Source organism: Streptomyces lydicus (assembly GCF_004125265.1).
In the GTDB taxonomy this organism is placed as follows: Bacteria; Actinomycetota; Actinomycetes; order Streptomycetales; family Streptomycetaceae; genus Streptomyces; species Streptomyces lydicus_C.
Genome location: NZ_RDTE01000003.1, coordinates 94,151 through 106,398 on the forward strand (window position 1 = coordinate 94,151; position 12,248 = coordinate 106,398).

Consider the following 12,248-nt stretch of genomic DNA (forward strand, 5'->3'; position numbering starts at 1 on the left):
GGAAGCGTGATGCAGGAGGAGATCCCGGTGGAGCTGAACCTGGCGGACAAGGTCGCCGTTGTCACGGGAGGCAGCAAGGGTATCGGCCTGGCGGTCACCGAGGCACTCGGACGTGAGGGCGCGCGCGTCGTGGTGGGCAGCCGCACCGAAACGACTGAGCTGGCAGCCCTGCGCAAGCGGTACGACGTCGCCTTCCACCCCGTGGATCTGGCCGACGCCGACGGGGCCGACACACTGGCCCGGGCGGCAGTGGACCGACATGGCCGGATCGACGTGCTGGTCAACAACGTCGGCGCCACCACCCCGCGCGCCGGCTTCCTCGACGTCGATGACGCGGCCTGGCTGCACGCGCTCACCATGACCTTCCTGAGCGCGGTGCGCGCCAGCCGTGCGTCGTTGCCACACCTGCTGGCCCACGGCGAGGGCGCGATCGTCACCATCAGCTCGGTCAACGCCCGGCTGCCGTTCCCCATGGTGGTGGACTATTCAGCGGCCAAAGCCGCCCTGAGCAACCTCACCAAAGCCCTGTCGGAGGAGTTCGCTCCCCGCGGTGTCCGCGTCAACGCCATCGCACCCGGCCCCGTACGCACCCCGTTCTGGACTGCACCCGGCGCCTTCGCCGATACCGTCGCGGCCGGTGCGGGCGGCACCGCACAGGAGGCCCTGGACCAGGTCGTACCCCAGCAGATGGGCATCTCCACCGGACGTATCACCGAACCGCAGGAGGTGGCCGACCTCGCCGTCTTCCTGGCCTCCCCGCGCGCCGGCAACATCACCGGTGCCGAATTCGTCATCGACGGCGGCCAGATCAAGACCACCTGACTCTGGCTAAGGGCTGTTCCGTGCTGATCTCTGGCTTTTGTGTGAGCCAGGGTGCCGCAGGAGGGGGCGCCATCGGGTTGCCGCGTGCAGTAGCTCAGCACGGCCCATCGAGCAGGCGGCGGCTGGCGGTGCCTCCGGTACTCTGGCGCGGATTCCGACTGGCCGCGAAAGGAACTCCTCACCCCATGGACATCTCCGCCACGTTTCATCTGACCACCCGTGAGTACCGCGGAGCGATACGGAACTCACCGACCATTCGCGGGATGTTGATCATCTGCGCGCTGATGGTTGTGGTCGGTCTGATCAGCCTGCCGTCGGACCGTCCGGCGATGATCCCCTTCTGCGTCGGTCTGGGTTTACCCGTGTTCCTGGAGGTGGTCGTCCGCCTCGCGCCTCGCAGATCCGCAGCGCTGTTCGCTGAGCCGTGGACGGTGCGTGTCACCGAGGAGACGTTCACTCTGCGAACCGCAGTCAGCAAGGCTGAGATCGGCTGGGATGCATACCGCGAGGCCTGGGAGCGCTCCGGATTCTGGTTCGTGCGGCAGATCAGCGGGGCGTCCAGCTTCATCCCGAAACGGGCTCTCGACGATGCTCAGCAGGCCGAGCTCGCCGAATTCTTCGCCCGGCGGCTGCCTCCGCACAAGATCCGCTGGTACCGTCCTCGCTCCTGGCGATAAGGCATACGGTTCGGTCCGTGATCCATGGCCCGAACCAGTTTGACGGGACACGGAGGCTGCCTGACGACTGGTACCCCCACAGCCTTGATTCCAGCACTTCCCCCGTCCGCGTCCATAATCCGTGGGGGGAGTGTCAGTTCGCAGAAGTCGCCTTCTGGCCGTCCGCGACCACCTGCCGGCCGACGTCGCCGGGCGGCTGTAGCGACGCCCACCGGCGCTCTGGTGCTCGCACTCAACCAGGCCGGCACGGCCGCCGGGCTCAACGCCTCCGCCCCGGTCAAACAGTTGCTGGACGGCCGCGGTGGTGGCTCTGTCGACATCGCCCAAGGCAGTGGCATCCCCGCGACCGACTGGACGGCGTGCCGGCCGATGTATTGGAGCGTCTCCAATACCTCAACTGCCAGTGCCTCCCTTCTGTCCCGAGAATGCACAGGCCCAGCGTCAACGATCAGATCGATTTCCTCCGGCACCGCATGGAGTGTTCGGAGCATCTCACGGACCCGTTCATTGTCCGGGCGCAGTTCCTGTACGTCATGAGCCGACGAGATACGCAGGCAACCGCCCTGCTGGTGCCACGCCATCACGGAACGCACCTCGGCGAGCGTCTCGTCGGTATCAGCACCTCTGAAAACCGGGCACATCGCGACCTGTCGCCAGCTCAACGACTCGCCGACCCGCACCATCGGACCGCCCGCATCACCCTTGAGTACCTGCGCTGTCGGCAAGGCTCCGCAGTCGACCGTGAGGACCATTCCCTTCGGAACTTCTTCCATGGCACGGTCGCAGAAGGTCTCCAGGAGATCCCGAACGTCGCAGTCGGGCACGACTTCCATCACCGGACGTATCTGGGACTGCACCTCCGCCGACGCGTTTCCCAGTGCCAGAAACTCCCCCGCCTTGCCCTTGAGAATAGGTACGTAGGCCACCGGCTCCCCCAAGCACAGGACACACTCGGCCAGTTGAAGTACCAACCACTCCTCTCAGAGTGACGCATCGTTCCCATAACCGACAGAGTTCCGAATCAGCCATCCCGACTCAAAGCGGATGGTCAAGGTCTGGTTCACAGAACCTGCGCCGCCTTGTCTACTCTGGACCGGCAGCTGGTTCGCCCCGCCCGCCAGACGGGGTGTCGCAAGAGGGAACCCGGTGGGAGTCCGGGACTGCCTCGCAGCGGTGTTGTGGGAACGACCGCCGTCATGAAGCACTGGGCCCACATGTGACCTGGGAAGCGACGGCCAGTAGGTGTCCGTCCTTCGGGATGCGCCCGCGAGTCCGAAGACCTGCCATTGCTCGCGCGAGGTGTGATCACCACGCGCGAATCCACACGCCCCGGCAGCGGGACCGCTGAGCGAGTGGTGTGTCCCACCCAGCCCTGGCATAGCGGGGACGGGCGGGCCCGCGCCCCGTTCGCGGCCCGGCGCCGGCCCTCACGACGACTCGCGAAGGAGAGTTTCGTGCCTGCCGAACCGAGCATGCCGTCCGTCCCCTCCCCCAGGGCGCCCCTCCCGAGCGGGCCCTGTGTCCTGCTCAAGCATGGTGAGATCTTCCTCAAGGGCCGCAACCGGCACCTTTTCACCGAGCGGCTGCACGACAATCTCCGCGGCGCCCTGGGCGGCATGGGCGGCTCCACATGGATCAAGTCCGGCCAGAACGTCACTGTGCTCGGCGGAGAGGTCCCCTTGGAGGACCTCGTTGAGCGCGCCCGGCGGGTGATCGGGTTCAACTCGGTGGAGCCCGCCCTGCGTGTCCCGAGCACCGTGTCGGACATCACCGAGACGGCTGTGGAGGCACTCGCCGCCGCTCGCGCGGAACGGCCCGGAATCAGTTTCGCCGTGCGGGTCAAGCGGCGGAACAAGAGCTTCGAGATGACGTCCTCGCAGTTCGAGCGCTTTCTCGGGGCCCGCGTCCGGGAAACCCTGGGTCCCCTGCCGGTGAACCTCTCCCGCCCGGACGTACTGGTCTCGGTCGAGATCGACCACAAGGAGAGCTACGTCTCCTGGACCCGTCACCAGGGCCCGGGCGGCCTGCCCGTGGGCTCCAGCGGACGCGCCTTGGTACTGCTCTCCGGCGGCTACGACTCGCCCGTGGCGGCCTACCGGGCGATGCGCCGTGGCCTGCGCTGCGACTTCGTCCACTTCACCGGCGCTCCGTACACGAACGCCGCGTCGGTCTACAAGGCGTACGCCCTCGCCCGTGAACTGAATCGCTACCAGCCCGGTGGGCGGCTGCACGTCATCGCACTCGGCCACGCACAGAAGCAATTGGCCATCGCAGGGGCCGGCAGACTCCAGGTCGTCGCCCAGCGACGGCTGATGGTCCGCGCCGCTTCCGCGCTGGCGGGCCGCACCCGGGCGGAGGCCCTGGTGACCGGTGACAGCCTGGGGCAGGTGGCCAGCCAGACCCTGGCGAACATGGCTGCCGTCGACGAGGCGGCGACCCTGCCGGTGCTGCGGCCACTGGTCGGCTGGGAGAAGCAGGAAATCATCGACGAGGCCCGGTCCATCGGCACCGCGGAGATCTCCGTACTGCCGGACGAGGACTGCTGCAAGCTCCTCGCACCGCCCCGGGTCACGCTACGGGCCGGGCTGAGCGACCTGCAGACGGTGGAGAAGCGCCTCGACCTGGACGACGTGGTGGACAGCCTGCTGCGCGACGTCCAGGTCATGTACCCGGGAAGCTCCGGCGAGGAAGCGGATCCCGGAGCGGACAGACCGGACCACCGGCCCGAGCCCGGCCGCCCCGTTCCGGCCGCATGCGCGACGGGACGGTCCGGAACGGCGCCCTCATGACCAGGAAGGACCGTCGCCGGATTCTGTGCCGCGTTTGTCAGCAGTCCGGTCTGCGGAGCGTCAGCGAGCGAGCCGGCCAGTGGCGGCCCTTGGTGTGAGCGACGCTCACAGCCTTTGTTCACCGGGACGTTGGGAAACCCCCGACGTTCATCGAGCATCCGGCGGCCTTCCCCTTCCGGCCACGTGAGAGGCACCACGCCACGCCGGCGCGCGCCGCCGGTCCCCGCCTGTGCCGCGGGCCCTCCGGCCGGGAGGTGCGGCCGCGGTTGCGCGCTCAGGTGTGCTGTTCGGCGCCGGGGTAGGGCACGAAGGTGCTGCTGTTCTCGTCCACTGCGAGCCGGCGGTCCAGTGGTGGAACCGCCCGCTGCGGGCAGTCGGTGCGTTCGCAGATGCGGCAGCCCATGCCGATCGGGGTGGCCGCGGCGGCGTTGCCGAGGTCCAGGCCGTCGGAGTAGACGACGCGGGAGGCGTGCCGGACCTCGCAGCCGAGGCCGATGGCGAAGGTCTTACCGGGCTCGCCCCAGCCCCCGCGGTGCCGGGTGATCGCTCGTGCGGTCCACAGGTAGCGCTGCCCGTCCGGCATGGCGGCGATCTGGACATGGATCCGGCCGGGCGCGGCGAACGCCTCGTAGACGTTCCACAGCGGGCAGGTGCCGCCCGCCCGGGAGAAGTGGAAGCCGGTCGCGGACTGCCGTTTGGACATGTTGCCCGCGCGGTCCACCCGTACGAAGGAGAACGGGACGCCCCGCAGCCGTGGGCGTTGGAGGGTGCTCAGGCGGTGGCAGACCGTCTCGTAGCCGAGGCCGAACTGGTCGGTGAGCCGCTCGATGTCGTAGCGCGCCTCTTCCGCTGCCGTGTGGAAGCGGCGGTAGGGGAGGATCAGGGCGGCGGCGAAGTAGTTGGCGATGCCGATGCGGGCCAGTGACCAGGCGGCGGAGTCCGCCGGGAAGTCCTCCGACGCGAGACGGGACAGTTCGTCGTCACATTCGAGGAACGCCAGCTGGGTGGCCATCCGGAACGCCTGCTGGCCGGGGCGCAGTCTGCTCGACAGGTGCAGGACGCGGCCGTCGGGGTCGTAATGGTGCAGAACGCGCGAGTCCCCTGACACCCGTACGCCGTGGCGATCGGCCAGCCGGGCGGCCAGGACGCGCACGACCTCACCAGGGCGGATGCCGATCTCCGTGGCAAGCTCCTCGGCGGCGAGATCGGCGTCGTGGAGGTAGTTCTGGCGGCGGTAGAAGAACTCGCGGATCTCCTCGTGCGGGGAGCGCGGCAGGGCGGTGACGGTCTGCCCTCTCCCCTCCGCGGCTTCGGCCAGCCGCTCGGTGAGCTGGTGGTTGCGGCGGCCCAGATCGACCAGCACTCCGGCGACGGCGGGCATCCGGGAAGCGAGTTCCGCCAGGTCCGAGGGGGAAACCCGGTCGGCGGTGATCTCATTGGCGAGGGCATCACGCAGGTCGGCGACGAGCCGGCTGGTGTCGCGTTCGGAGAAGAACCCCGCATCGACGCCGAACACTTCGGTGAGGCGGAGCAGGACGGGGACGGTCAGCGGGCGCGAGTCGTGTTCCATCTGGTTGAGGTAGCTGGGTGAAATCTCCAGCATCCGCGCCAACGCCGCCTGGCTCAGGCGCCGGTCCTCGCGCAGCCGGCGCAGGCGTGCGCCGGCATAGGTCTTGCTCACGGTGATCGCCGCCGTCCCTCTCCGCAGGTGTCTCTGCCCTGGATCCTCAGCGCAGCCTCGCCCCGTCGAACCTTCGCAACGTTGGCAAAGACGGGCCGGAAGATACGCAAACCTTGGCACGCGTCCATCATTGATGGCACTCAGTGCCGGTGTCAAAGTCTGAGTACGGCCCGCCGGAACCGGCGACCGGAGCGGAACACCGGGCACGATTCACGCCCTGACGTCGGAGACACCGGCCGTTCCGCACGGGAGTTCGCGCAGCATCGCTCACCTTTGATCGCGCAAGGACCTCCGGCGGGCCACACCCGATAGCGGCACTCCGTGCCAGATTCGCATCATTGACAAGACTCAGGCAGACCCGGGAGACGGTCATGGCACAGGCAAGCACGACGACGGCCACAGAGCTGGCGCAGCGGTGGGCGACCGAAGCGCGCTGGAAGGGCATCGAGCGCACCTACACCGCCGAGGACGTGGTGCGGCTGTCGGGCAGCGTCCGCGAGGAGCACACGCTGGCCCGGCGCGGGGCCGAGCGACTGTGGCGTCAGCTGCATGAACAGGACTACATCCATGCGCTCGGCGCCCTGACCGGAGGTCAGGCCGTGCAGCAGGTCAAGGCCGGGCTGCAGGCGATCTACCTGTCCGGCTGGCAGGTCGCCGCGGACGCCAACCAGGCCGGCCACACCTACCCTGACCAGAGCCTCTACCCCGCCAACTCCGTTCCGCAGGTGGTCCGCCGGATCAACAACGCGCTGCTGCGCGCCGACCAGATCGCCACCGCCGAGGGCGGCAGCGACACCACCGACTGGCTGGCGCCCATCGTCGCCGACGCGGAGGCCGGCTTCGGCGGGCCGCTGAACGCCTTCGAGTTGACCAAGGCGATGATCGCGGCAGGCGCGGCCGGCATCCACTACGAGGACCAGCTCGCCTCCGAGAAGAAGTGCGGCCACCTCGGCGGCAAGGTCCTGGTGCCCACCGGCCAGCACATCCGCACCCTGAACGCGGCCCGCCTCGCGGCCGACATCGCCGACGTGCCGACCCTGATAGTCGCCCGCACGGACGCCCTCGCCGCCAACCTCCTCACCAGCGACATCGATGAGCGCGACGCCGAGTTCGTCACCGGCGAGCGCACCGCGGAAGGCTTCTACCGCGTCCAGAACGGCATGGCGCCGGTCATCGCCCGCGGGCTGGCCTACGCCCCGTACGCCGACCTGATCTGGGTCGAGACCGGCACCCCGGACCTGGCCCAGGCCCGCGAATTCGCCGAGGCGATCCATGCCGAGCACCCCGACCAGATGCTGGCCTACAACTGCTCGCCGTCGTTCAACTGGAAGGCCTCCCTCGATGACGACCAGATCGCCAAGTTCCAGCGGGAACTGGCCGCGATGGGCTACCGCTTCCAGTTCATCACCCTGGCCGGCTTCCACTCCCTCAACCACGGCATGTTCGACCTGGCCCGCGGCTACGCCAAGTCCGGCATGACCGCCTACGTCGACCTCCAGGAAAAGGAGTTCGCCGCCCAGCAGCACGGCTTCACCGCCGTCAAGCACCAGCGCGAGGTCGGCACCGGCTACTTCGACCAGGTGTCGACGGCCCTCAACCCCACCTCCTCGACCACCGCACTCACCGGCTCCACCGAGGAAGAGCAGTTCCACTAGGCCGCCCTCCGGCGCCCGCGTATTCCGTCGGCCCGTGATCAAGCGGGGCCGGACGACCGTCTCCGTCCGGCCCCGCTCCTCCCCGCATCAGGAGACCCACATGTCCACCAGCGCACTGACGCACCGTGTCCAGATCCTCGCGACACCGGGACACCGCCATGAGGAAATCCTCACGCCCCAGGCTCTGGATTTCCTCGGCCACCTTGCCGCCGCCTTCGGGGAGCGCCGCCAAGAGTTGCTGAAGGAGCGCAGGCGGCAGGCATCGCGGCTCGCCTCCGGATACCCGCTCGGCTTCCCCGTCGCCACGACCGCCGTCCGCGCCGACCCTTCCTGGCGCGTCGCCCCGCCGGCGCCCGGCCTGAGCGACCGCCGCGTGGAGATCACCGGCCCCCCGGAACGCCGTATGGCCGTCAACGCCCTCAACTCCGGGGCGAAGGTCTGGATGGCCGACTTCGAGGACGCCACCTCCCCCACCTCGGAGAACATCGTCGACGGCCAGCTCACCCTGCTCGACGCCATCGAGCGCCGCATCGACTTCGCCACACCCGAGGGCAAGGAGTACCGCCTTGCCGACCAGGTCGCCACCATCGTCGTCCGCCCCCGCGGCTGGCATCTCCTCGAAGAACACCTGGAGTTGGACGGCCGGCCCGTGCCCGCCGCGCTCGTCGACTTCGGCCTGTACTTCTTCCACTGCGCCCAGCGCCAGATCGACGCCGGGAAAGGCCCGTACTTCTACCTCCCCAAGCTGGAGAACCGGTACGAGGCCCGCCTGTGGAACGACGTCTTCGTCCTCGCCCAGGACCTTCTCAAAATCCCCCGCGGCACTGTCCGTGCCACCGTCCTGATCGAGACCATCACCGCGGCCTTCGAGATGGAGGAGATCCTCTACGAGCTGCGCGAACACAGCGCCGGACTCAACGCGGGCCGCTGGGACTACCTCTTCAGCCTGATCAAGACCTTCGGCCACCGCACCGACTTCCTGCTGCCGGACCGGGCGAAGGTCACCATGACCGCCCCCTTCATGCGGGCTTACACCGAACTGCTGGTGCGTACCTGCCACAAGCGGGGCGCCCACGCGATCGGCGGTATGGCCGCCCAGGTGCCCAGCAAGGACGCGGCCGCCCACGAGGCCGCGCTGGCCAAGGTCCGGCTGGACAAGGAGCGGGAGGCCGAGGACGGTTTCGACGGCTCCTGGGTCGCCCACCCCGGTCTCGTCCCCGTCTGCCGCACGGCCTTCGACGACGTCCTCGGCGACCGGCCGCACCAGATCGAACGCACCCGTGACGAGGTCGAGGTGACCGCGGCGGACCTGCTGACCGTCCGCCGTATCAGCGGCCCGCCCACCCAGGAGGGCGTGCGTACCAACATCGCCGTCGCGTTGCGCTACTTCAACGCCTGGCTGCGGGGCAGCGGAGCAGTCGCCTTGTACGGACTGATGGAGGACGCGGCAACCGCCGAGATCGCCCGGGTGCAGATCTGGCAGTGGCTGCGGCACCGGGTCATCGACCGGGAGACGGTACTGCACGTGCTCGACGACGAGACTGCCGCACTGGGAGCCGAATATCCCTGGGCGCGCGTCGAGGAGGTCCGTTCACTCTTCGAGCGGACGGCCATCTCACGGGACTTGCCGGCCTTCTTCACCCCGGATGCCTACTCCCGGCACCTCGTCCAGCGCCCGGAGGCACGCTCATGAGGCAGCACGTCCGACGAGTAGGTGTGGTGGGCGGCGGCCAGATGGGGGCGGGCATCGCCGAGGTGTGCGCCCGCGCCGGACTCGACACCGTCGTCTGCGAGGCGGACGCGGTAGCCGCCCGTGCCGCCAGGGAGCGGGTGGCCGTCTCCCTCGAACGCGCCGTGCAGCGCGGCAAGCTGGACCGCATCTCGGCGGAGGACGCCCTGACCCGCACGGTCTTCACCGGCAGTCTCGACGACCTCGGCGACCGGCAGCTCGTCATCGAAGCCATCGTCGAGGACTCCGGGGCCAAGACGGACGTCTTCGCCGCACTCGACAAGATCGTCGAGGACGAGGAGGCGATCCTGGCGACCAACACCTCGGCGATCCCCGTCATGCGGCTCGGCATGGCCACCCGCCGCGCGGACCGCGTCCTGGGGCTGCACTTCTTCAACCCTGCGCCGGTGCTGCCACTGGTCGAGGTCGTCACCTCCCTGCACACCGCGCCGGCGACGGTCACCGCCGCCGAGGACTTCGTCACCAGCACCCTGGCCAAGACGGTCGTACGGTCCCAGGACCGGGCCGGCTTCGTCGTCAACGCCCTGCTCGTGCCGTATCTGCTCTCGGCCGTCCGTATGGCCGAGTCCGGCTTCGCCACCGCCGCCGACGTGGACGCCGGCATGGAGCTGGGCTGCGCCCACCCGATGGGCCCGCTCAAACTCGCCGACCTGATCGGCCTGGACACCGTGGCCGCCATCGCCCAATCCCTCTACGACGAGTTCAAGGAACCCCTCTACGCCCCGCCACCGCTGCTGCAGCGAATGGTGGAGGCGGGGCTGCTCGGCCGCAAGACCGGCCGCGGGTTCCACACCTACGACCAGGGCTGAGGGTCCCTGGATCGCCGCCGGGCTGAGGGGCCCGGCGGGCGTGCGGTACGGGGCGCGGAACGGAGCAACGGGGCCGTTCCGCGCCCTGTCGCGTGCGAACCCCGTCGCGCCGGTGTCTCATCTTGCATTCCGGCATGTGAACAGAGGTGTCCGGTACGGGCATCACGTCCTACGCCGGCGGGCACTTGGTTCGCCCCGTCCGCCAGACGGGCCGCGTCGTAAGAGGGAACCCGGTGAGAATCCGGGACTGCCCCGCAGCGGTGAGTGGGAACGACCGCCGTCAGCACGGCAGCCTCCACAACGCCTGCCGCCTGCCGCCTGCGCAGCGAGTGCCATGTACTCTCCGGCGAACCCGGCCACCGATTCACCGAGTCATACCCGAATCTCTGCACTGGCAACGGCTCGCTCCCGGCCGGCTCATGCCGCTTGCCGGACCCGAGAACGAGGGCTGGATCACCGAACCCCCGGCGCGCCAGGTGCTGAGCCGCGCGGCCTGCGGTATCCGGGGGCCGGCCTGGCATTGCGCACATCCCTCCGGCCGGTCACTTCAACGGTGTCGGCGTCGAAGCACCAGGCGGCCGACCAGCGCACCGCCGAACACCACCACCCCCACACCGACCAGCCAGGACTGGACGACCAGGACGGTTCCGATCGCGCCGTAGGTGACGGCACCGGACCCGATCAACGCAGAGAAGACGAGCCGGGAGAACCACCGGAGGCCGGTCAACCCGATCACCGTGGCCACCGCACCGGGCAGCAGTGCGCCCCAGCCGACCCGCCCACCGAGCAGCATCCGCTGCGACCACCAGAAGAACAGCACGGCACTCAGCAGTGCCGCCGCCGTGAGGGCCAGAGACTGTCGCCACAGCGTGGTGGTGGCGGACATGAAGAGGTACCCGACGAGTACGACGAGCCACAGCACATGCCGCCACCGGGCATACCAGCGCGCCGGCGAGAGCGCTCCCAGCCCCTCTCGTAACCGGTCTGCACCGCCGCCCCCAGCGACAGTCCGTAGACAGCAAGAGTGGCAACGCCGAACGCGGTCATGGTCCGTGCTGCCTGACCGGGCCGGGTGAACAGCTGCCCGATGTGCTCCCTGGAAGTCCTCGCCACGCCGATCCCGTCCCCCAGCCACTGCGCGAAGCCCCGCCCGTGCGTCGGATCAGCCCCGGAGACGACGATCAGCAGCGGTACCAGCGTCAGTAACCCGAGCGCCGCGAAGCCCGGTGAGCGCGACTCCAGCTCCAGCTCACGGCCCAATCTCCATCCGCGCCCGACCGGCGAATGCCGGATCACATTGCGCAGCCGCCCGAACAGAGAGGAACGGCCCGCGGTATCGGAAGGCTTCATCGCGTTGGCGTACCCAACGAGCAGGTCGGCCTGGGCCTGTGCCGCGGCAGCGTCGTTCACGTGGATGGTTCCGGTGACCGTTCCGGTAGGAAAGCCGGTCACCGCACCGGCGGGGCGCACTCCGAGGTCGCCGGCGACCACGGTGGGCCCGGTGTTGGTGATCGCCGAGTTGGCGAGCACCCCGTAGGTGGCGGCGGTGCCCAAAGGTACGGACGTTGCCATCGTGGATTTCCTTTCCAAGGGTTCCGGGGCAGCCCTGATGCCGCCCTGGAACTGTGGGAGAGCGGCGCGCTTGCACCTCTGCGACCGGCGCCTTGGGCACGGGGTGAGCTGTGCCGTCCGCTGTGCGCAGGGAGGAAACGTGAAGGCTTCGACCGAGCGTGGTGTGCGCACTCGTCACAGCTGCCTGAGCGCACTCAGGCGTCGGCGCTCGTACCGCGTGCTCCTGGTGACGCCGCACCGGAGGTCGCCTGATGCCGGATCATCGCCCGTGCCGGACGCAGAGGACGTCCGGCATCCGGGTCTGAGGGAGAGAACAGGGGCAGTCCGGGAACCGGCGAGTTGTCGCCCGAGGCAATCACTTGGACGTGCTAGCGGTCTGTGGAGCCCGGCTTGATGAGGGATACGCCGATACCGGTACGACCCGATTCAGCGAGGTCGACAGCGTGAGGTGATCTCCACATCCCACGACTCAAAGCAGTCGACGCCTTTTCGG

The 12,248-nt window shown here is 69.0% G+C and carries 8 protein-coding genes, 2 pseudogenes and 2 riboswitches; of the genes and pseudogenes, 6 read left to right on the forward strand and 4 right to left on the reverse strand.

The genetic code is table 11. From position 1 onward, the window contains the following. The first annotated feature begins 27 nt into the window (after positions 1-27). Positions 28-822 (forward strand): oxidoreductase, encoded by a 795-nt coding sequence (locus D9V36_RS03280; RefSeq protein ID WP_129298149.1) that lies wholly within the window; start codon positions 28-30, stop codon positions 820-822. Positions 823-1,007: 185 nt separating this feature from the next. Next, positions 1,008-1,499: a YcxB family protein gene (locus tag D9V36_RS03285; RefSeq protein WP_129292414.1), complete on the forward strand. Its 492-nt coding sequence runs from the start codon at positions 1,008-1,010 to the stop codon at positions 1,497-1,499. Here the strand turns inward: D9V36_RS03285 and D9V36_RS42800 are convergent. Next, positions 1,415-2,425, reverse strand: a complete 1,011-nt coding sequence (locus D9V36_RS42800) for a beta family protein (protein ID WP_347239694.1) — start codon at positions 2,423-2,425, stop codon at positions 1,415-1,417. The genes D9V36_RS03285 and D9V36_RS42800 overlap by 85 nt on opposite strands. A gap of 158 nt (positions 2,426-2,583) precedes the next feature. Further along, a riboswitch (cobalamin riboswitch) is annotated at positions 2,584-2,801 on the forward strand. Between the two features lie 170 nt (positions 2,802-2,971). On the opposite strand from D9V36_RS42800, the gene thiI reads away from it, so the two are divergent. Next, a complete protein-coding gene (thiI, locus tag D9V36_RS03295) occupies positions 2,972-4,288 on the forward strand; it encodes a tRNA uracil 4-sulfurtransferase ThiI (protein ID WP_129298150.1) in 1,317 nt (438 codons plus the stop codon). A gap of 274 nt (positions 4,289-4,562) precedes the next feature. On the opposite strand, the gene D9V36_RS03300 is transcribed toward thiI, so the two are convergent. Continuing rightward, positions 4,563-5,969 carry a short-chain fatty acyl-CoA regulator family protein gene (locus D9V36_RS03300; protein WP_129292415.1) on the reverse strand — a complete coding sequence of 469 codons (1,407 nt, stop codon included), beginning with the start codon at positions 5,967-5,969 and terminating at the stop codon, positions 4,563-4,565. 371 nt (positions 5,970-6,340) lie between these two features. Here D9V36_RS03300 and aceA point away from each other — a divergent pair, with 371 nt between their 5' ends. The 3 genes from aceA to D9V36_RS03315 all read left to right on the forward strand — a co-directional run bounded on the left by aceA (position 6,341) and on the right by D9V36_RS03315 (position 10,183). After that, positions 6,341-7,624, forward strand: coding sequence for an isocitrate lyase (gene aceA / locus D9V36_RS03305; RefSeq protein ID WP_129292416.1), 1,284 nt, complete (start codon positions 6,341-6,343; stop codon positions 7,622-7,624). A 100-nt stretch (positions 7,625-7,724) separates the two neighbouring features. Continuing rightward, positions 7,725-9,317, forward strand: coding sequence for a malate synthase A (gene aceB / locus D9V36_RS03310; RefSeq protein ID WP_129292417.1), 1,593 nt, complete (start codon positions 7,725-7,727; stop codon positions 9,315-9,317). Next, positions 9,314-10,183, forward strand: a complete 870-nt coding sequence (locus D9V36_RS03315) for a 3-hydroxybutyryl-CoA dehydrogenase (RefSeq protein ID WP_129292418.1) — start codon at positions 9,314-9,316, stop codon at positions 10,181-10,183. The genes aceB and D9V36_RS03315 overlap by 4 nt, the downstream gene beginning before the upstream one ends. Positions 10,184-10,372: 189 nt before the next feature. Beyond that, positions 10,373-10,480: riboswitch (cobalamin riboswitch) on the forward strand. Between the two features lie 250 nt (positions 10,481-10,730). On the opposite strand, the pseudogene D9V36_RS42965 reads toward D9V36_RS03315, so the two are convergent. Both D9V36_RS42965 and D9V36_RS42970 read right to left on the reverse strand, forming a co-directional pair. Further along, positions 10,731-11,533 (reverse strand): annotated as a pseudogene (locus D9V36_RS42965) (YhjD/YihY/BrkB family envelope integrity protein). A gap of 45 nt (positions 11,534-11,578) precedes the next feature. Next, a pseudogene (locus D9V36_RS42970) lies at positions 11,579-11,755 on the reverse strand (ice-binding family protein); the annotation flags it as partial. Between the last annotated feature and the right edge of the window lie 493 nt (positions 11,756-12,248).

Coding starts and splice junctions, on each gene's coding strand:
- D9V36_RS03285 (WP_129292414.1), top strand. CDS start 1,008: ATGGACATCTCCGCCACGTTTCATCTGACCACCCGTGAGTACCGCGGA.
- thiI (WP_129298150.1), top strand. CDS start 2,972: ATGCCGTCCGTCCCCTCCCCCAGGGCGCCCCTCCCGAGCGGGCCCTGT.
- aceA (WP_129292416.1), top strand. CDS start 6,341: ATGGCACAGGCAAGCACGACGACGGCCACAGAGCTGGCGCAGCGGTGG.
- aceB (WP_129292417.1), top strand. CDS start 7,725: ATGTCCACCAGCGCACTGACGCACCGTGTCCAGATCCTCGCGACACCG.
- D9V36_RS03315 (WP_129292418.1), top strand. CDS start 9,314: ATGAGGCAGCACGTCCGACGAGTAGGTGTGGTGGGCGGCGGCCAGATG.